Origin of the sequence: Microcoleus sp. Pol10D4 (assembly GCF_036701555.1) — a bacterium.
In the GTDB taxonomy this organism is placed as follows: Bacteria; Cyanobacteriota; Cyanobacteriia; order Cyanobacteriales; family Microcoleaceae; genus Microcoleus.
Window position 1 is genome coordinate 16947 of record NZ_JAUBRA010000047.1, and the last position, 19756, is coordinate 36702.

The window sequence follows — 19756 nt, forward strand, 5'->3', positions numbered from 1 at the left end:
AGCAACTATATTTATTGTCTGTTTTTTGATGGCAGCAAGTGTTGCTATTTGGGTAAACCAGTCAGCCAAATCTTTCGCTATTACGAAAATAGATTTTATCGGCAGAGCAATATTTCCTACAGGTTCTCCGTTTCAGGGGACGGAAATTGGCGGACTTTCGGGCATTACTTATGATGCCGAGAAACAAGTTTATTATGCCATTTCTGATGACCGCAGCAGCAAGACTCCGGCGCGCTTCTATACTCTCAAAATTAACTTGCAATCTGGTAAACTGGAAAAAGAGCAAATTACTTTTACTGGTGTTACTACTTTATTAGATGAAAACGGCAAAGGTTTTCCTGAATTAAGTTTAGATCCGGAAGGGATAGCTTTTACTGGCAATAGCGTGTTTGTTTCTTCTGAGGGAGATGTCGATCGCCAAATAAATCCTTTTATCAAAGAGTTTTCCCTTGATGGTAAACTCCTGAAAACGCTGCCAATTCCTGAACTATTTTTGCCCGACGACAAGGGCAGTAAAGGCATCCGCAACAATCTATCATTTGAAAGTTTAACTTTAACGCCCGATCGCAAATACCTATTCACCGCTACCGAAAACGCCTTGGTTCAAGATGGCGCCGTAGTTTCCCTGGAAACCGGGAGTCCGTGCCGGATTTTGCGCTACGATGCGGTGAGCGGCAATCCAGAAGCATCGTTTCTCTACATCACCGAACCGCTACCCGCTGGTGCGAATCCTGTGGGAAAATTAACTAGCAACGGTTTAGTGGATTTGTTGGCGATCGACGATAACCGCTTGCTGAGTTTAGAGCGTGCTTTCTCCCTGGAAACCGGCGTTACTGTTAAACTATTTGAGATTTCTCTGGAAAAGGGCGATCGTATTGAAGCACTCGAAAGCCTCCAAAGCCGTCTCAGCGAGGTTTCTCCTGCTCAAAAACGCCTGCTGCTGGATTTGGAAACCCTGAAAATTCCCCTGGACAACATTGAGGGGTTGACATTTGGCCCCGCCCTGGCGGATGCTAGCAGAGGTCTGATTTTGGTGAGTGACAACAACTTCAGTCCGCTGCAAGAGACTCAAATTTTGGGCTTCCAAATAAAAGTTCAAAAAACCTCTTGACAAAAGGTGAAGTTATAGGCATAATAGAAATTGTGCCTGAAAAAACGGCAAAACGAGGGACAGTAGTTCAATTGGTTAGAGCACCGCCCTGTCACGGCGGAAGTTGCGGGTTCGAGCCCCGTCTGTCCCGTTCCTTTCTGGTAAGCTTTTGAGAGCTTGGATAAGTTTGTAGGATCTACTTTGCTGTAATCTGCACTCAATCTGCACTCAAAATGAATATTGTCCCCTCAAGAAATAGAGACGCTATTCGCCTTCAATTTACTATTGAGGGCGTCCGTTTTTCATTCTCCCCGGTGCCCGGTGGGAAATGGGAGAATAAACGTGATCGCCAATTAGCTGCGGCGATCGCCAACAAAATAGAAAATGATGTGCTTGCTGGTAACTTTGACTCGACTTTGCAGAAATACCGCCATAATGCTTTATGCACTCAAAATACGGGCAGCAAAGTCCCAGAGCTGCGAACCTGTAAGATTTGCTGGCTAGAAATTTGGGACGGTTTTGTAACGTCTCTCCGACTTACTCCTGCTACTGCTGCCGATCATTATGCTTGTGTCCGAGCGATGATTTTAAAGGCTAACAACCCAGTCATAGCAAAAATTGACTGGGTTGTTGCCCGGACGGACTTAGCAGCATCAACTTTCAATCGTCGCGTGTCGATGTTGCGAAAATGCGTAAATTGGGCAGTCGAGCGAAAAATAATTACAAAAAACCCGTTAGCAGGGATTGAAACGCGATCGCAAACATTAGCAGAGGAAGAACAGGCAGAGTCTAAAAAAGCCCCTTTTAACGCTCTTGAGGTCTCTCGGATAATTTCGTATTTTTACAATCAACATCCCAGTTATGCCCCTTTTGTGGAATTTTTGCTTTTCTCTGGAGTTCGTACCGGTGAAGCGGTAGGATTGCGTTGGTGTGACATAGATCTAGACAAGCAGACGATCGCGATCGAGCAGAGTATTAGTCGTGAGCGGGGTGGTTATCGAAAAATAGCGAAGCGACCTAAAACTCTACAGTCGCGGCGACTCTTAAAAATGAGTCGCCGCATCTATGACCTGTTTCTAAAAATCAAACCTGACAGTATTTTAGGAAAAGAGCTTGTTTTTTTGTCTCCAAATGGTTGCGAAATTGATCATGGGAATTTTCGCGGTAGCTATTGGAAGCCTACTTTAGCATTTTTGGGGATTACGTATAGGAAGCCTTCTGCGACACGTCATACTTTGCTTTCTGCAGCACTAGAAAGTGGATTTTCCGTACCTCAAGTCGCTGCTCTGGCTGGGCATAAAAACTCTCGAATGGTTATAGAACATTATGGTCGGCAAATTAATCAGCCCCAACTCCCGGAATGATTATTTTAACCCTGTTGGCGTGCTCTTGATGTGTGTAAAGACACGCCCCCACCCGTCGTTCATGGATTCCCATAACTCTTTCATGATGCGGAAAGAATATTTGTCAAATTTGCCTGACTGACCACCAACTTTTTCGTAATAATCGGCGATGCCAGCTCTAACCCCATAAGGATCGTGAGCCCAAAAAAATTCATTGTCGGTATCTACGCCGACTATTGTTACGCTGTGCCCACTTTCTTTGTAATGGAGACCTACAGGTATAGGAATTCCTACCTCTAAACTTTTTATGAGGGTTTTTACACTTAAAGACACTGAAAAATAACTTTCAATTTCCAATACCCGTATAGCTTGGGTATTGGCGTTATGGTCTGTGGTGTCGCCGTACTTATTAAGTATTACCCCATAAGCGCATTCTGGTTCCATTAAGCCAAGTCGGATTGCGCGATCTGTCAACGTTTCTAATTTGTGTTTTTTTAAAATCTCTTCAACTGCAATCGCGTTTGCAGTTAGAGTGCACTGTCTGTGACCCGTGCCAAAATATCGCGGATCGTTGTCTACTTGATTAAAGTATTTAGCGTCGATTTTGATCTTAGGCATATTTTAGACTTGGTTGAATTTGTTTTTAATCTTAAATTCTATTGCTACTTCTGCGCTTAAAAGCTTCCATAATTTGGGCTCAATTTGCATATCATTCCCCGGCTCCCTCATTGCAATCGAAAGAAGATATCCTCGCTCAACTGCAAAAGTTTTATGAGCTGTTAATAGTTCGTCTAAGGTGGAATTGTCATCGCTGCTTAAGACGTTGTAAGCTTCTTGAATATTCACATATTATTTTGCTCGACTGGGAACCAGTAAGCCAAGTAATCCCGTACAAATAGCGGGAGCAAGAATCGCTAAAAAACTTGTATCTTTGTCGAGATACGATAGCAATCCACCTTCTAGTGCAACTATGATTACACCGAGGGCTAAACATCTTACGGCAAATCTATAAGATGAATCCATACTAGGTGAAGTCTGTGCGAGGGGGTTTATTCTCTTCGGGTAACGCTTCGGACCGCTGCATTTTCAACACTGTTTTGATATCCCGAATGGCTGTTTTAATTAAACCCACTTCAACCAAACTATGATTAATATTTTGCTTGGCTTTTTGCTCGAATTTTCGCATATCATCAATTTCAGTTTGAAAGAACTCTAGCTTTGAATCCATGCGAGATTCTGCCCGCAAAGTGGCAAGCGTAAAACCTCCAGTAGCTAGAGCACTTCCCCCAGTAATCGCGAATAAAATAATTTCAAGTAAATCTTTGGTGGTCATGATTCATCAAACAATCAACAGTAATCAAATTGAGGCTATCGAATAGTAACCGTTTTTTGTGAGTTTACTTTGAGGAAAATACAAAACTGCTGTAGGGACAGTTTTTACTATATTCTCATCAACTTGCAGCAGTTGGGGAATTACTTGCAGTTGTAATTCGCAGTATTTAAGGCTCATGTATCGATCTATTCCAGCATCGTAAAGCCCCCAGCGCCGTTGCCCAAAAGGCTTGGCTTGCCAATGCAATATACAAAATTGACCACGCAGCCGAAACCAGTCGATAATAGGATTAAAGTCCATTTGAAGGTTAAACCCTGGTAGTAAGCGGTAACTCAGAGATACTGTGGCTGCTTCAGTTCTGATGATTGGTTCTAACATGAAATAGCGAAGATTCGGGCATGAAAACCCGAAGATGGGTTTATTAGTAACCGCATAGGAAAACAATCGTTGCGGTATTGAGGAGGTATTAAGATTAAGTCGATGGTGTTAATCGTATCTTGCCAATCTTTTACTAGACGCTCAATTATTCCGATCGGCCCTGGACTAATTTGAGCGAACAGCGACACTGCGACCTCTAGGAATTCACCTGTTGCCACATACTCGCCAGTATCGGCAGACTGAAATACCAAAAACTGAGAGTTGGTAAACCAGTCTGTATAAGTTGGAGTTAAAGGGGCGATCTGAGTATCAATGATGGTGATAAGATTAACCATTGTTCTCGCCGTGATATACCAATTTTAATGGTGTTTTGGGGGCTAGAAATTGGCTTGGCGAAACATAATCGCGGGTTTCTCTTATTTGTTCGGCTTGGATGGGATCTCCCGGCGCGTAAGGGACAACAACTTTAAAATTACTTTCGCCAAGTGTGTTGTTTGATGAGCCGAAACAGACAGAAATGTGCCGAAGTTGAGAGCTGCCAAATCTTGCTGCTGTGGGACTATTTGCCCCCACTACTTGCCGACTTAAAAGTAGTGGAGTTATAGGTGTTAATTCGGCGCCGTTGTCATCGAAATATTGTCTTTGAGTGACAATCGATTCCTCGAAATTGTCTTGGGTGTATTTGATGTTAATATCTTTGCCCCTGACAGTCTTGAGAGTTTTGATTTTTTGGTCGCTAGTCGGCATCTATCTCAAAGACTGCGATATTTTCTAATTCTGGCTCCAAACTTTCCACCAAGCTTTCGGCAGTGTCTTTGTCTTCAAAAGATAATAAGTCACACTGTTCCGGGTCTATTGTATTGGTTATAGCCGTCTCAATATCAATCCATTCTATTGATTTTTTACTACCTTTCTGAACGAGTTGGTGCGCCCCCAAGAAAGAAAGAGTTCCATCGGCTTTAGCTTCGACTTTGACTATGATATATCTCATTTGATTACTCTGATTTCTCCGATTCCTTTGCTGCTAATTATCAAAGGGTTTGTTCTTATCTCTCGCCAAAATTCTATCCATTCGGCGCTAGCGGGTCGGAAGGGATACTCAATTTTGTGTTCCCCTCCTTCTGTATCCCACAGAATTGCTTGTCGTGGCTGAATATTTCGAGGCAGAGTGCAAAATCCTGCGCCTCGGATGGCATTGGCTGTGAAGATTATAGGCAAGAAAAAATCCGAAACTTCCAGGGAAATATAAGGATAAAGCTTGCCTGTATCTGTGACATAAGTTGCTCGCCACATCCGCCCAATTATGTGGGTAGGGCCCCGGGATTTTTGCTACTGAATCTTTTATCCCATTCCCCTCTATAACCGAGGCATAAAGTAGCCGACACGTCTCGGAGAGCGATCGCACAAGCTCTAATATCCGCCGTGGCGCGACTGCTCATAGGTACTAGCATTTTCGATTTTGCCTCTTGTACGCTAGATTCCGCCCCATCGTCACCCGTAATTACCCGTCTGCTTTGCAGCATAGTGACATTGAATCTTCGGTGATCGAAAGTTTTCGATCGGAATCCAGGGCATCTTGAATTTGTAGTATTTAGCGCACCTCCGGCAACAAGGCAAGCTTCGATCGCTCCGGCATATTCTGCGTAGGGTGCATTTTCTACGTTTGTAGCCATTCGGAAAGCTTTGTTAACTTCCCTTGTGCCATCAGTCTCGTAAGTCATCGCGCCACTATAGGACTGTTCTTTTTGGCCAGCAGGAGTATTCGCAATAGTGACCGCTTGCGTGGTTATAGGAGTTGCAGGCTCTGGCAACTTGTCTATCATATTCCTCCAGGTTTCCCCTTCGAGGCTTACACACACTACCGGGGCAACGAGTTGGAGTGTAGTTGCGATTGCGTTTGAAGTCGCAACTATGTTGTCTTTCACCGGCACTGGAATCGAAACGGTTTTACCCCCTTCAAACCAAAATCTTAATTTGCGTGGTGTCCACGGAAATCCATCCTCATCGTCGCAGGGGATACCTTTGCCCACTTCGTTGACGATCGTCCCGCCTACAGCGGTAATAACCGTCTCAATATCGTCGTCGGTCAATCCGTCAGGCACTCGGAAAATATAGCTATATCGAAGTGGATCGGCTGGGTCGCCAAAATCAGGGACGTAATTAGTCCCTCGGAACATTATTCCTTCAGGTCTAGCCATCTCTATTTAATTCCCATTTTTAGCAGGGTTGATAAGGTTTATTAAGAGAGGAAAACTATTCCTCTAAGCTTGGCTGTTCTTATGCTTCGGAAGCTAATTCAAGTGCTGTCGGCGTCAGGTCAAATGTCAGGGTGTAGCCTTGCCGCAATGTACCTGGAGTAGTATTAGCCCCTGTGGCAATTGATGGATTTTGTTTGGTAACTGTTGCTTTTGTCGGCCGAGCTGTCGGCGCCAATGCTGTCACACCTGAGTGCAGTCGATCGAGAATTTGGCGCGATACTTCCATTACGTTGCCTGTCGTTGCATTTGCCTCTGCGGCGGTTAAACCGGGCAGGGCTGCTAAAGGGATAGTGATGTTAGTGCCATCAGAGGTGTATCCATCGAAAATTTCGCTTGGTGATACCTGCATTTTTTTTGAATGTATTTGTAGTGGGTGATGGCCTTAGCTTAGCTGCGTCACGCCGAAAATCACCCGAAAACACAAAAAAACTCACTCGTCGGATTTAAAGGTAAAAGCGTTCGACGACCAGCTCGCAGAAAGGCCTTGAAGGTTGCGACCACAAAAATAACAATGTATTATTATAGATAACTAAATAACTAGCTAAACGCAAATGACTTACACGACCTTGGCGACAAAAATACCTGAAACATTACACCGACAATTGAAGCGACAAGCCGTAGAAGAACATAAAACCATGTCTAAGATTGTTGAAGAATTACTACAAAAATACTTAACTAAGTAAATAGTTAGCTAAGTGTTTAGAAGCCTAGATAAATATTTGTTACGAACGGGTGTTTATCTAGGTTTTTTGCAAGATATGAATCATATTGAGAAAATGAGGAATAAGATTCGAGCGAGGGCTTATTATCGCACCTGGTATGGAACTGCGGGATTACCCGTAAATCCATCCAATTGCATCCCCCTCAAAATTTACTGCGATAAATATTATCTGAGTAAATACCAAGTGCTCAACAGACTCAAAAAAGGACAACTGTGTGGAGTCAGTTTCAAGAAAAAATTATTCATTATGGACGAACAGCCCGCGACATAAATGCCAAGCGAACCTTTATTTACTAGCTTTTTTGGAGTGGGTGCAACACAGAACGAGACTCAGATTATCATTCTGAAAAACGACTTGGTGGCACCAGTCGGCTTGACTCCTACCTACGATTTTATACCTGCTCTCAGTAACGGAACGGAACAGACGGCTTTGGCTTTCATATTACGCTGGCTGCGAAATCAAGATGCGAGTACAGACTCTCAATTTATTATCAAGCCATTTGAGCAAAGTTTAGAATTCAGGTTCAATAAGTGGCAACGAAGATATGTCAGCGAAATTGAAATTTGGCAAGATGATTCAGTTTCTACACTTCCCAATCCCAATCTAATATAATTATGTCGATCGACAAACCATTAACTGCTTTTTTCGGCCCTGGCGCAACCCAGGATGCAACGACTATAACTTTTGCAAAAGCCGATTTAGTGAGCACGAAAACGCCACCAGCTTTTATAGGTTTACTGCCACAGGCAGAAAATAGCTCAGAAAGCATTATTTCTGCACTTCTGATGAAGGCGGCAGAGAATCAGGATACTAGCCAAGATTCTCAGTTTTTCGTGTTTTCACCCGAATCTTCTATTGTTTCTGTGGTGTCGGATGGTATTCTAAAGCCATTCGATCAGTATTTATTTACTGTGCGAATGCTGATTCCTCGCGGGCAAGAATACCCGAATCCTAATCTAATTTAAGAGGCAAATTTAAGGAGTAATTATGGCAGCAGTTTTTACTAACCAGCCACGAACGACACCAATCTACAATCAACAACAGGCAACGCAGTTAGGGCAAGGCAATTTTGCATCAATGCAGCCGGGGATGCAACCAGGAATGCAGGGATTTGGGGGGCAACCGGGTGGGATGAATGGAAACATTTATCCACTAGGGCAACAATTCGGACACACCACAATTTATGCCGTTGTCGAGTCGGGTCAGCCAATTATTCTCGATCCAAAAACGGGCAAACCTTACCCGCCTGGATATATCCCGACAATTCAAGATCCGAACACCTGGGAACAATGGACTCCCGGCCAATCTTGGGCGGAAACAATGGAACTAGCAAATGCGGAATTAGCTGAAGGAAAGAGGCAGGCGATCGAAACTCTCGTCCGCCCTGGGGAAGAAGCAGCGGCAGAAGCCACTCAAGGATTTATGCGAGATTTGAACACGGCTGCGAATAAGTTAGCGGGACAGACAGCGCAAAACTTGTACGGCAAGGACAATAAAACTCTGAAAAATCTTCAGGAACAAGCCAGTCAAACGGGCCAACAAGTAATTAATCAAGCTCCGCAAGTGTTGAGACAAGCTGGGCAGGCCGCTACTCAACAAGGCGCTAGATTGTTCGGTAGTGGCAGTCCCTCCAGCGGAGGAGCTTATAGTGGTGGAATGACTTCCGCTTCGACTACTGTTACTGGCGATCGCGCTGCTTTTTCTGGGACCAGGAGATATTAATCTGTGGCTATCTTGATGCCCGATCGCACTCGGCAAATTGTGGGCAAAATTTTTGCCACCAGTAATCCCCAATCGGCAACTATCTACACTCCAAGTAGCGCGTCAGTATTGGGAACTACGGTAAATTACAACGGTGGGATGGCCAGAATCAGGGTGTGTGCATTTTTAGATTCAATCCCCGAAACTCACGCGCCAGTAATTCTCCCGACAGATACTTTGGCACAGAAAGAACAGAAAAATCAATTCTTCAGAAGTGCACCAAAAAAAGGGCTAATGGCTTATCTAGAAAGTCCAACGGGTAGCGAAAGGTATGAAGCGGGATTAATTGATTTGTACAATGTTAAACCAAATTTCCTAACAGGAGTTAATGAATTTTTTAGCGATTTACGAATCTTCGGGATTCAATTTGGCTGGAAAATAGTCGTTGTGGTAGTGGATCGGGGGCATGGGCTACTACAAACAAACACAGGAGAAAACCAACAAAACGATTATATATCAATCACTGGGTTTGCCGACGAAACATCAAGCTTTTTACAAGGTGATAATGATACGATTTATAATTTCGTGGTGTAGATATGGTGCGGATAATCAATTGCTGTTACACCAATCTTAATCAGAAAAACAATACTATTGACGAAGCACTCGGAGATGATATTACCAGTGAAATAATCATTGGAGATACGCCAGTCACACTCCTATCAAGTGCAAATATTAATAGAAAAATCATCAAAATCTATACATCGGAATATTCAAATCCTTTGGCTGTTTTGTGGGTACGGCACGGTACTGGTATCAGTCAAAGCAATTTTACGTTAGCAATCCCTAATAATCATTTATACGTGAACACATCCCAAGCATCGCGACCTTTGTCAGTAATGTGTTCCGAGGGAACGGCGTTAATTAAATTTACCGTAGTTAATAAATCATGAGTATTGGTGGTAACTATAACTTTGGCGTGTGGAATCCTTCATCGGGATTAGATACTGTTAGATATTCAGAGCAACTTAATTTTGATCTGGCCTGTAAGTATAACAATCTACAAACTGGGAAAGAAGAGGGGTTCAAGCAAATTTTTGGAGTGAAATCGGTTAAGTTTGAAAGTCCCGATATGGGATTGATTAATTTTTTGAATGACAATAATCGAAAAGTTTTTACTGGGATGACTCGCCAAGGATGGGGAGGATATTAATAAGCAGATGAACAACACAAGTAACAATGTGGTAATACTTCCACCAGGAAGCGATAGATACTGCGAAATTCCTTTAAATTCGGAAGGATGGACTAAATCTACTTTCCCACGATGGTCTTTTTATGAATATCGAGAGTGGAGCAACACAGTTACTGGAAGAGCCACCAATTTCAACACTCAATACCCTGCTTGGAACTTCACACAAACTTATCGCTACCGCGAAATCAATAAAAATAGTGGCGCCATTCAGTATGATACTGGGATAATTGTAAGAAAAGGGACGCCTACATACGCCTTTGACTACCGAGATAGGAGCGGGCGTTACATTGGTATTACCAATCAATACGATGGTGGAAACGGAACATGGATAATTCAGTGTGCAGTAGGACTTAGCGGCAGAGAAGATGTAATTTACGGCTTCATTGGAGAAATGAATGAAGCTATACCGCTACCAAACTTTAATGGTTGGTGGCAATACTGGAGTCACACGTATGAAGGTTTTGCTTCATACAGACCATCTGGAGATGGTATTTGTTATGCTAACGGCAATATTGAACCGCCAAACTCAGTTAATAAACCACAACCTAAATACCTAGGCATTGCCGCTCCTCCACCTCCACCCCCGTTAGATATGAACTGTTGCGACTGTAATACCATCTCTACTATTTTAGCCGAACAAATAATAGCCGAAGCAAAACAACACGAGGCGACAAGAGAATTAATCGATCGGCGGACGATTGAAGGTTTGCGAGAAATCAACGAAATGCTCCAAAATATGCAAATAGATTTAAACTTGCAGCCAATAATTGACCGCCTCAACGAACTCGAAGCCAACCTTTGGAATGGCTTATTAAAAGCAGGGAGTTGATATGGCAGCGCTGAATTTTCAAGCTCAACCCATAACAGTCACGGCGACCGTCGCCGAGGCAACTGTTACCCCTAAACTAGGGGTAGATATGTCTGCGGGAGGAAAACTCAGCGCACCCACAACGAGGCCTTATTCGGGCGGGCCGAGAGTTCAAGTTGTCAATAGCACCCCCACAAACTTAAGAAGTGCCGCTCCCATCTCACCAAGGGCTGCCGCTGCTGCCAAATTTGGTACAAATATTGGCTCTAAAGTTGCCCCCATTGCTAGTGCTGTTGCTGGCGCAGCCCCTCTGCTCGCTGCTACAGCGGGATTTTTGGGGCTAGATGGGATTTTTGCACGACCGGCCGGTGTCGGCTCGGACATGGTGGGAGGAAAACCCATCCAACCTTACAGCCAGCCAGCAAAACCAGTGGCTACCGCGCCACAGCCCAAGCCGCAGGCTCAAACAAAAACTGAAGTGCGATCACCCACTACTTCTGGGCGGGAAGATCCATTCGCTCCAATCTTTGACTTTGAGGAACCCTACGCCCCTAAACCCGCACCAGCGCCAATCACGTCGCCAGCGCCTGCACCAGCGCCTGCACCTTTCAAGCCGCGCCCCATTCCCGCTCCAGAACCAATGGGGGCGATCGATTTTGTAGCCAATCCGGGCACAGGAGAAATTATCCTTGCCCCGATAAACCCCAACAGCAAAATTCTGACAACCCCTTCTTCGTTGGATCAAGTACAAACGGGCGGCGTTAACTTGCTGACACCCATTGTCACCTTCCTGAAAAAACTTGACATCGATATTCAACAAATCAAACTCAGCCTGCAAGATTTCCAGCTTGATTTTTCGCCATTACTTGAGGGGATATCTACAATGATAAATCCCATCATGGAGGCAATCTCCGCAATCCCGGAAACTTATTCCGAAATAACCAAACCAATCCTCGAAGGATTTGTGGAATTGTTGACACCGATCGCAAATTTGACAGCGACCAGCATCGAAGTCTCCGCAAAAAATCCCCGCACAACGAGTGAGACCGTGGCAGAATTTGTCGCGCCAATATTCTTGCTGATCACTTTGCTTGGCACGGCTTTGGATGGCATCGGTAAAGCCATTAGCGGACTGACTCTAAAAACAGGAATCCAAATCCCTCAAGGCATGGTAATGGGCGCGCAAATTCCGATGAGCATGGCTGCTACAGCGCAAATCCCGATAGGGATGGCAGCGGCTGCACAAATTCCAGTAGGCATGGCTGCTACGGCACAAATCCCACTGGGAATGGCTGCTGCCGCACAGATTCCCTTAACCCAAACTGTATTGGCAGAACTCCCTCAAACTCTTACGGCCACAGCGGATATAACAGAGATTAAAGCTTTGCAGAAAACAGCAGAGGATTTAGCTAAATGCTGCAAAGATATTCAGGATAAAATGAAAAAGAAAAAGAAGGATGACGATGACCGTTTTCCAGAATTCAAGAGCGATGGTTTAATCGAGTGTGATGGTGCTACTATTCCTTACGCATACGCTGGAGAGGGATTGAAGGGAATTCACCAGCAGCAAAATATTATTCTAGGTATCAGTAAGATGATGCTCAAGAAAGTCTGTGACATCGACACGAGTTCCGTTTCTTTTCCTGACATTTTCGGGGGAGGGACTTATGTGTGTGACGAAACATTCGGCACATACAATTATTCTGGGGTTGGCTTGTTGGGATTGCAAAGTCAACTCGACAGAGTGCTCGATTTCAATAAAAAAATCCTCAGTGAAGTCTGTGATTTAGAGGTACCATCTTTCTCGTTTCCTGACATTTTTGGGGGAGGAACTTACATCTGTGACGGGAGTATCACTAATTACGAATATTCGGGTCCTGGGCTGATTGGGTTGAGCAATCAACTTGGGGAGTTGACAAAGGTTAATACCAAGATTTTAGCTGAGGTGTGTGACAGCGAGGATATTAATGGTCGGGTTGATTTTTTAGATTGTGAAGGCAACACCCAAATTTTGCTTTATAGCGGTGACGGTTCGCTTGGATTGTCCAGCCAAATTGACGCCCTAACACACCTAGCCAAACTAACTTACGCTAAGACTTGTGAAACGCCTATTTGTGTACCTGTGCAGCCGGGAGATGAATTTGCAGAGTTCGATGTGCCACGCCAGCTAGTTTTGACATGGGGCGAGAATTATCCCACACAAACAGGCTCCTTATGGCATACTCAAATTCCTAATCCCCGTGAAGATTTGGAGTGGTGTCGCGATTTCGACAAGCTGAACTACATCAAGGGAAATGTTTATGGGCGATTGTTGTGGGGCAACTCAAAAATTAAATCGGGTATGCGATGTGTGGATGAGGATGAAGCCGATCGCATTCTCGACTTAATTGCTGAATTGAGCACGGCGACGGGGAAAAAGCGCTTCACTAAAGGGGGCGGCGTCAAACTCGATCCGGCAGTGCGACCCGTGAGATGTGTCCGAGCTGCGATCTCACAATTAAATGGGGAAGGATTGGCGGAAATAGTGCAATGCTTCGTGCCACCTGTTGGAGGATGCTAATGGCGATTATAATTTAGAAAAACAAAGAAAATTTATGGCAATTTACGATCTAAGTCTCGCTGCCACACCAATCACCAATGTAAATATTACTGAAGATGTGAGGGGAAACCTAACTCCGGTAACAGGTAGCCCTTTCACTGTGACCACTACGGCAGCGATAGTTTTGCCGGCAAATCCCTCACGAGCAAGTGCCTCTATTTTTAATAGCGGGACTACAACGGTGTTTCTAAGGGAAGGCACCACTCCCGCTGTAACTGCGACTAATTATAATTACCCGCTACCACCTAATAGGCTTTGGGAACCCGATGCAAATTTTCGTTTTTTAGGTGGTATTCAGGCTATTACAGCGGCTGGCGCGGCAACATTACAAGTCTCAGAATCCGTAGTAATTATTTAATATGCCAATCACTGATCTAAGCGGAATCATACCCGCTTCACAAATAGATTCGGCGATGGCTAGCGATACCGAAGTGGCTGCCGCGATCGCTGCACACGAAGCTAGCTCCAGCCACGATACCCGATACGTACCTTTAAGGCCCATAGGAATAGAATTTGCTGAGCAACCGGGAGGGGTGAACTACCTCGATTTTCACACCCATGAAACCATCAAAGATTTTGATGTACGACTCCGCATCAGTGGTGGGGGGATGTCGAGCGGGATGGGATTTCTGCTGTTTCAAGCAGGGTTAATTCAATTCAATTCCAATATTTCTGTTGGTGGTGGCGCACAGATTGTGCGCTTACTTAGTGTAGTTACTACTATTGATATGCCATCAATCGCCACTGGGGCTATTGGGCAAACCACTCAAAGTATTGCTGGCGCTATCACTGGCGACCTCGCGCTCTTCACTCCTTTGGCGATGCCCACAAATTTACCTTTCTTCAATATTCAAGCCATAGTTTCGGCAGCGGGCGTTGCTACGATTTATTTTCATAATCTTTCTGCTAACGCGATCGATCTCCCCGCTTTTTCGGGAAGATTGCTCGTGCTAGGCTTTTCTTAATCGAACGGTCGTGGGTTCAAATCCCGCCATCTGCCTTGGGTTTTTGCGATCGCGTTTGTAAGTTTTTCGCTAGATCGCCTGCTGATTTTTGCGCTTATGCTTTGCGCCACGCTTGGGCAATTCGGGCGATGAGTTTTGACCTAGATGCAACGCTGGCCGCTAAGCAGATGGGGCATAGCCTCGCGACTCACACGCAGACTTATCATTTGGCACTGAATGAGCGCGAACAACAGCGAGCTTATGATAAACTAATCAGCCGTTACTCGTCTTTGGGGAACCAATAATTTTTTCTCTGGCAATGTGGACACCGCCAAGGTTGACCGTCAAAGAGGATCTCAGCCTTGAAGTAGTAACAGCAACTTAGACATTGAACGGGTATGCTGCGGGGATTAGGTATACCGTCAGGAGTTACTTTGGCGAAAGCAGTTGAATTCATGTTTTTTTGACATGGTAAAACTCTGTCAAAAGTGTCCGAAAAATCGGACGTTTTTAGACTCTGATCGTTTTTGGTTTGCCTTTATCCGGTTTGTTTTTTTTGTTGGGCGACTATTAGTGTGTTTAAATCTTTTTAAACTTCTTTAACTCAAGAATCTAAAATTCTTTAAAACGACATTCTAATAAGAAAAACTTATTGTCTAAAAATCTTGGCCTCGGAAATTTCAAAGATAATTTCCTCTTATCTATTTTTGCGAGCGATTCGGCTTCTTCGCCTACGGGCTGAGATTAGCCGATGCTCCAATAAATAGATGTTCGGGTGAGGCTCCCACCAATTATCTTGAAGAAATATCAACCCCGCCTGTGACAACAAACGGGCTGGCATTTCTTCCAGGCCTGGCAACTTTTCTAATAATTGCTTTTTCAGGATTGGTGGGACGTCAGACCGCTGGTGGCGGACTGGTGTGGATTTCATACGGTAGGAATTCGACAGATGGCGGCCAACAGTTCCCGGAGATACTTTCCGATTGTTAGCGATCGTCTCCTGTTTGCCCCCGTAAAATAGAAATTCCCCTCTGCAATACAAAAAACGGGAACCCCGTGCCAGTACCCGCGCCGGTAATTCGCAGGTGTGAAGGGCTCCCGGTTGTACGATGCAACTCGGAATTTTGTCAGGGTCTAAGCCCTGAGCTTTGAGTGTTTTGATTTCCTCCTGACGTTTACAATAAAGTGCAAGCTTTTGCTGATATTGAGCTTCGATTTCTGTGGCGAGGATGTGCAGCCAGCTCAGATCATCTATGTCGATAGCCGCGATCGGTCCGACTTTTTCCAGGTCGGTAAGCGCGACGGCTTTTTCAAAACTTGTGTAGTAAACTTTTACCCAGTCCCCTTTCTGATGAAAGTTGCGGATAAGGCCTGATTTCTTGGCTTCACACAGCAAGCGGCGTACTCGATGTTTTGAGCGATCAAGTATCCTGCTAGCGGCTAACAGTGTGAAGGTTCCAATCCCAGATCCTTTGGATTTCCCGGCGTGGCTGTGGCGCGATAAATCGAAGCGACGCGCTAACAGCCAAATCGACATCTGGCGGCCAAAATGGGCGAACAATCGTGCAGGGAATCTTACCAGATCCAACCCGTTATCATTGACCTCGCTGTGCGGTTCACGGTTGGTGGCAATATGTTTGCTCTTCTGCGCCTGTGAGTCACTGATAGTCGCATCGCTATGCCAATTTTCGCAAAGTTCAATCAGCCATTCAGGGGCTTGAATCTGTGGGGATTGCAGCGGATTATTGATCCATGTGTACGGTTTGCCGGTGCTGGGATGGATGCTTGGCGGCAGTACACTTTGACGCCCTACCCAGCGGAATTCTAGGCACTCTTCTTTGCCGTCATCGCCTGTTATGCCGGTGAGAATTTTTCGATATTTGATGCGATGCCAAGCAGCTTCGGGTACTGAAAAAAGACATTGCTTTCTACCAGGACGGCCGCTAGTCCATGCGGTTGTTCTCGTGAAATCGGAGAGGTCATTTTCGCCCGCCAATTTTTCGAGTAATTTAGCAGCGGATGGGCCATCAATATCGATCGCCAGTAATCCATTTCCCAGCTTCAATCCCAAGCCTGTGGCTTTGCCACTCTCCAATTGTCGGAGGCTTTCGAGGCGATCGAGGTTCGTCTTTGTCCAGTTTTTGCGAATAGGTCTTTTGCCTACAACTGGCTCTACAATCCAATCGGCGGGGTAGGTTAGTAGGGATGCACTGGCGGTCAAAGCTTGCTGCATGGCGGCTATTTCTCACCACGGCTAGCGCTACTAAGATTTGTCAAAGTTCCGATATTGTGTTCTTCTGGGGAGTTGGGTTCCCCTTCATATTCTTGGGGCCAGATTACCCATGCAGTTGGTAGTCCTGTTGCGGAAACCTCTAGCCTTTCAATGATTCCTTTTTTGTCGGGGAATTTGCTCCTAATTACCGAGTCGCCAATTCGGCTGATTTCAAATTTATCGACATCTTCGAGCCTAGCTTCTAGTTGTCTAATGTTTGCTCTTATTTTATTTGTCTTTTTCTCGTTTTTGGTTTGCAATAATTCCTGCGTTAATTGCTCCAACTCCTCTTTAATATTTGCTCTTTTTGTTGCAATAGCCGCGTTAATATCTTGCTGTGGAGGTTTAACAGGTTGAATCGCTAGCGGTAACTGCGGTAGTTCTGTATTTGTTTCAATGTCGAGGTCGAGATCGAGTGCTAGCTGACCAGGACAAAAATCTTCTACTTGGTTGATAATTCCTTTTGCCCATTTAATTATTTCGTTTTCCTCCTCTAACTTGAAACCTAGAAAATGGGTGTCGCAGCAATATGCACCTTTTTCGGGGTGATTTAAGCCAATGTAGCTATATCCTCCATTTGGATCTAGGTATATAGTCCATCCCCGGTACTTTTCTGTGCAGTCGTCGGTGTAGTGATAGTTGCGACTGAAGTTATTTGATATTAATATCGACTTCCATTCGTCTGCGGTCTCCCCTGGGCTTGCGATTTCGGGGCTATTTTCTAGTGAGAAATCGGAGTGCGCTGCGGTATCCGCTGGGGTTGGATTTTCTGCGTGTGATAAGAATTCGGCAACCATTGGCTGATCTACTTTGATGCGGAGTGGAGTTTTGTCGATCCATTCCGTTAAACCGGTTTTAATGTCTTTGCAAAGGTGTTGCACTCGGCCTATCTTTATGATTTCATACACCGTTTCTGGATATCCATAAATGCTGACAAGCAAACCTACTTGCGCTTCCATTCCGGGCGGTAGGGTTTTTTCTAGTAAGAAGTCTGGGTGCGCTACGGTTTCACCTGGCGTTGAAGTTTCGGAGATATTCTCTGCCAAGAAGTCTGGGTGCGCTGCGGTTTCACCTGGCGTTGAAGTTTCGGGGCTATTTTCTACTAATTCAAGAGACGCCAGGACTGAGGGTTCGGATGCTGCAATCATTTGCTGGATAACGGTTTCAGCTTCTGCGAGTTGTTCGCGTAGTCGGTGGTTTTCTGCTATTGCTTCCTCTGTATCTTGGTTTACAGGTGTCAGCCGAAATTCAAAATGTAGCACCCAAACTAATTTGTCCTGACCATCAAAGAATGTATCGATAAACTCTTGTGCGGTTGCAACCATGCCGCCCTCTTCTTGCAGGTCGGCGGGGGATATTTCTGACAAATACTGTTGGTATGGGCGTTGAGTAAGCTTGATAAATCCTAGTTCACTCCCGCCACGATGGCGGCCTTTATCTAGTGCTGGGATGGCGATACCTTCTTCAAAGTATCGAATAAAGCTTTTGGCGTAATCATCCTGCCAAGCGCGTCGAGTTTGTGTTTTTTTGCCAGATTTTAGCTCGGTAATAGTTTTGGAAAAGCTAATTCCCAGTGCTTTTTGAGTGATAGGTGAGGGGGCGGCACCGGGGAATAATTGCAGTAGGCTTGCGATCAAATCTGTGGCGAATTCCTTTCCTTCTTCCTCTGGCAAATCTATCGCCTGTGCGAGTGCCAGTGTCTTCGTTCTCGCAGGATTTGCCAGACTCTCAAGGACTTTGCCCGCAACATCTCTTTCCCACTGGTGCATGAGATTAATTGGGCTTCCTGATGCTGTATCCAGTGTAGAAGGCTCAAGATATAATCCAAGCGGCCACAAGTTAGACGTTATCCTCTTTTCTTGTGGGAAATAGTAATAAGTATTTTTCCCGGAGTTCCAAATCAAATCGGAATCCCATGTGGCGTTCTTTGGTTCAATTTCTTTGAGCAATTCCATTTCTGCATAGGCAATATTAACCGGGCTATCTTTCTCCCTTCCGTCAATTTTTACCAGTGCGGTTTTGCCTTCCTTCCAGGAATAAATATTTCCTTTTTTGCCTTGCAAGCCTTCTGCATAAATCAATACTCTGTCACCCTTGGCGGCGACGCTGCCTTCTAATGGGTTGGCAGGTTTCTCTTTGTCAGTTAAGATTCTTAATTCTGTTGGACGGTAGGGCACGGATTTATTACTTCCGTAATAATGCTCTACATAAATTAGCCCAGCCTTATCAAGATTGGTTATAATGCCTCTGTCTTTCTTGATGGGCGATATTGTTTCGACTTGTACCCCTTTAATGAATCCCAGCTTTTGAATAGCACTTCTGAAATCCTCTGAACGCTTGCCTGAAATCTCAAATACTGCTATCTCTAAATGTTGCTTGGTAGGCTTTTTCCCTTCGCCTTCTGCTAGTTTTTGAGCGTACTCAATCGCTCTCAATTTATCATCAATGTCTTCTACAGCTTTCAAAGATCGCAGGTGTGAAGATGGGAATTTGAGGGTTACTTCTTCGCCATAATTTTCCGAGATGCGGGCCTCTAATTGCGATCGCACTTTTGCATCTTCAATCGCCTGATAAGCGGTGCTGCTGGACTTCCCAAACTCACTTTGACAATAACTTTCAAAGGAGCGATAACCGAGCGCTTTGTAAGCTTTACGATCGCGCGCGGCAATCAGCATATTACCGAGGCTGTCGAAGTTTTCCTTAATCTGTTCGGTGAGGGTGTTAGCCTCCTCTCGCGTCAAATCGGCTAGGCGAACTGGGGGTGACACTGGTGCTGATATTGGTTTGGTACTGTTCGTGGTTGCCATGACCATAGTGGGCATCCTTCTGTGTGTGAGGTAGGGGGAGGGAAGCGATCGCCCACCATGAGAGATCGCCGAAACCAACAATGAATCAATTACAGGTAAATGAAAAATCTCAGTTCGATATCGCTTCTACATGGAAATTACCTCCGGGATGAGTGGGGAAGGAAGCGATCGCCCCTCTGTAAAAGCGATCGCTGAAGCCATTAGTCAAATGCAATGAAAATCTCAGCGCTCGAACTGCTTTACATGGGAACC

26 protein-coding genes and 1 tRNA gene are annotated in these 19756 nt (G+C 45.0%); 15 read left to right on the forward strand and 12 right to left on the reverse strand.

Features of this window, described 5'->3' with window-relative positions; genetic code table 11:
- Window positions 1-28 precede the first annotated feature (28 nt).
- The 3 genes from QUA36_RS21105 (at window position 29) to QUA36_RS21115 (ending at window position 2454) form a co-directional block, all read left to right on the forward strand.
- Window positions 29-1111, forward strand: coding sequence for an esterase-like activity of phytase family protein (locus QUA36_RS21105; protein ID WP_333458977.1), 1083 nt, complete (start codon window positions 29-31; stop codon window positions 1109-1111).
- A gap of 56 nt (window positions 1112-1167) precedes the next feature.
- Window positions 1168-1241 (forward strand) — tRNA-Asp (locus QUA36_RS21110).
- An 82-nt stretch (window positions 1242-1323) separates the two neighbouring features.
- On the forward strand, window positions 1324-2454 hold the full coding sequence (locus tag QUA36_RS21115; RefSeq protein ID WP_333458978.1) for a site-specific integrase: 1131 nt from the start codon (window positions 1324-1326) through the stop codon (window positions 2452-2454).
- Here QUA36_RS21115 and QUA36_RS21120 read toward each other — a convergent pair whose 3' ends face one another.
- The 10 genes from QUA36_RS21120 to QUA36_RS21165 all read right to left on the reverse strand — a co-directional run bounded on the left by QUA36_RS21120 (window position 2455) and on the right by QUA36_RS21165 (window position 6751).
- Window positions 2455-3051 carry a C39 family peptidase gene (locus tag QUA36_RS21120; protein WP_333458979.1) on the reverse strand — a complete coding sequence of 199 codons (597 nt, stop codon included), beginning with the start codon at window positions 3049-3051 and terminating at the stop codon, window positions 2455-2457.
- Between the two features lie 3 nt (window positions 3052-3054).
- Window positions 3055-3279 carry a hypothetical protein gene (locus QUA36_RS21125; RefSeq protein ID WP_333458980.1) on the reverse strand — a complete coding sequence of 75 codons (225 nt, stop codon included), beginning with the start codon at window positions 3277-3279 and terminating at the stop codon, window positions 3055-3057.
- 178 nt (window positions 3280-3457) lie between these two features.
- A complete protein-coding gene (locus tag QUA36_RS21130; RefSeq protein ID WP_333458981.1) occupies window positions 3458-3766 on the reverse strand; it encodes a hypothetical protein in 309 nt (102 codons plus the stop codon).
- Between the two features lie 24 nt (window positions 3767-3790).
- Entirely contained in the window at window positions 3791-4144 is a 354-nt protein-coding gene (locus QUA36_RS21135) for a hypothetical protein (RefSeq protein ID WP_333458982.1), read from the reverse strand.
- Window positions 4138-4479, reverse strand: coding sequence for a hypothetical protein (locus QUA36_RS21140; RefSeq protein WP_333458983.1), 342 nt, complete (start codon window positions 4477-4479; stop codon window positions 4138-4140). The genes QUA36_RS21135 and QUA36_RS21140 overlap by 7 nt, the downstream gene beginning before the upstream one ends.
- Window positions 4472-4891, reverse strand: coding sequence for a hypothetical protein (locus tag QUA36_RS21145; RefSeq protein WP_333458984.1), 420 nt, complete (start codon window positions 4889-4891; stop codon window positions 4472-4474). The genes QUA36_RS21140 and QUA36_RS21145 overlap by 8 nt, the downstream gene beginning before the upstream one ends.
- Entirely contained in the window at window positions 4881-5135 is a 255-nt protein-coding gene (locus QUA36_RS21150) for a hypothetical protein (RefSeq protein WP_333458985.1), read from the reverse strand. Before QUA36_RS21150 ends, QUA36_RS21145 begins: the two co-directional genes overlap by 11 nt.
- A complete protein-coding gene (locus tag QUA36_RS21155) occupies window positions 5132-5437 on the reverse strand; it encodes a hypothetical protein (protein ID WP_333458986.1) in 306 nt (101 codons plus the stop codon). The genes QUA36_RS21150 and QUA36_RS21155 overlap by 4 nt, the downstream gene beginning before the upstream one ends.
- 8 nt (window positions 5438-5445) lie before the next feature.
- A complete protein-coding gene (locus tag QUA36_RS21160; protein WP_333458987.1) occupies window positions 5446-6342 on the reverse strand; it encodes a hypothetical protein in 897 nt (298 codons plus the stop codon).
- 79 nt (window positions 6343-6421) lie between these two features.
- Complete coding sequence (locus QUA36_RS21165; RefSeq protein ID WP_333458988.1) at window positions 6422-6751, reverse strand: hypothetical protein; 330 nt, start codon at window positions 6749-6751, stop codon at window positions 6422-6424.
- 202 nt (window positions 6752-6953) lie between these two features.
- On the opposite strand from QUA36_RS21165, the gene QUA36_RS21170 reads away from it, so the two are divergent.
- From QUA36_RS21170 to QUA36_RS21225, 12 genes are all read left to right on the forward strand, one after another.
- Window positions 6954-7085 (forward strand): hypothetical protein, encoded by a 132-nt coding sequence (locus QUA36_RS21170; protein WP_333458989.1) that lies wholly within the window; start codon window positions 6954-6956, stop codon window positions 7083-7085.
- A 309-nt stretch (window positions 7086-7394) separates the two neighbouring features.
- Window positions 7395-7736 carry a hypothetical protein gene (locus QUA36_RS21175; protein WP_333458990.1) on the forward strand — a complete coding sequence of 114 codons (342 nt, stop codon included), beginning with the start codon at window positions 7395-7397 and terminating at the stop codon, window positions 7734-7736.
- A gap of 2 nt (window positions 7737-7738) precedes the next feature.
- Window positions 7739-8089 carry a hypothetical protein gene (locus QUA36_RS21180; protein ID WP_333458991.1) on the forward strand — a complete coding sequence of 117 codons (351 nt, stop codon included), beginning with the start codon at window positions 7739-7741 and terminating at the stop codon, window positions 8087-8089.
- Window positions 8090-8111: 22 nt separating this feature from the next.
- Window positions 8112-8846, forward strand: coding sequence for a hypothetical protein (locus QUA36_RS21185; protein ID WP_333458992.1), 735 nt, complete (start codon window positions 8112-8114; stop codon window positions 8844-8846).
- Window positions 8847-8849: 3 nt separating this feature from the next.
- Complete coding sequence (locus QUA36_RS21190; protein ID WP_333458993.1) at window positions 8850-9419, forward strand: hypothetical protein; 570 nt, start codon at window positions 8850-8852, stop codon at window positions 9417-9419.
- Between the two features lie 2 nt (window positions 9420-9421).
- Complete coding sequence (locus tag QUA36_RS21195) at window positions 9422-9775, forward strand: hypothetical protein (protein ID WP_333458994.1); 354 nt, start codon at window positions 9422-9424, stop codon at window positions 9773-9775.
- Window positions 9772-10035, forward strand: a complete 264-nt coding sequence (locus QUA36_RS21200; protein WP_333458995.1) for a hypothetical protein — start codon at window positions 9772-9774, stop codon at window positions 10033-10035. The genes QUA36_RS21195 and QUA36_RS21200 overlap by 4 nt, the downstream gene beginning before the upstream one ends.
- A 7-nt stretch (window positions 10036-10042) precedes the next feature.
- Complete coding sequence (locus QUA36_RS21205) at window positions 10043-10903, forward strand: hypothetical protein (protein ID WP_333458996.1); 861 nt, start codon at window positions 10043-10045, stop codon at window positions 10901-10903.
- Between the two features lies 1 nt (window position 10904).
- On the forward strand, window positions 10905-13442 hold the full coding sequence (locus QUA36_RS21210; RefSeq protein ID WP_333458997.1) for a hypothetical protein: 2538 nt from the start codon (window positions 10905-10907) through the stop codon (window positions 13440-13442).
- A gap of 34 nt (window positions 13443-13476) precedes the next feature.
- A complete protein-coding gene (locus QUA36_RS21215; protein WP_333458998.1) occupies window positions 13477-13839 on the forward strand; it encodes a hypothetical protein in 363 nt (120 codons plus the stop codon).
- A gap of 1 nt (window position 13840) precedes the next feature.
- Window positions 13841-14446, forward strand: coding sequence for a hypothetical protein (locus QUA36_RS21220; RefSeq protein ID WP_333458999.1), 606 nt, complete (start codon window positions 13841-13843; stop codon window positions 14444-14446).
- 35 nt (window positions 14447-14481) lie between these two features.
- Window positions 14482-14730, forward strand: a complete 249-nt coding sequence (locus tag QUA36_RS21225) for a hypothetical protein (RefSeq protein ID WP_333459000.1) — start codon at window positions 14482-14484, stop codon at window positions 14728-14730.
- Window positions 14731-15122: 392 nt separating this feature from the next.
- Here the strand turns inward: QUA36_RS21225 and QUA36_RS21230 are convergent, their stop codons facing one another.
- Window positions 15123-16658 carry a bifunctional DNA primase/polymerase gene (locus QUA36_RS21230; RefSeq protein ID WP_333459001.1) on the reverse strand — a complete coding sequence of 512 codons (1536 nt, stop codon included), beginning with the start codon at window positions 16656-16658 and terminating at the stop codon, window positions 15123-15125.
- Between the two features lie 5 nt (window positions 16659-16663).
- Entirely contained in the window at window positions 16664-19510 is a 2847-nt protein-coding gene (locus QUA36_RS21235) for a hypothetical protein (protein ID WP_333459002.1), read from the reverse strand.
- Window positions 19511-19756 lie beyond the last annotated feature (246 nt).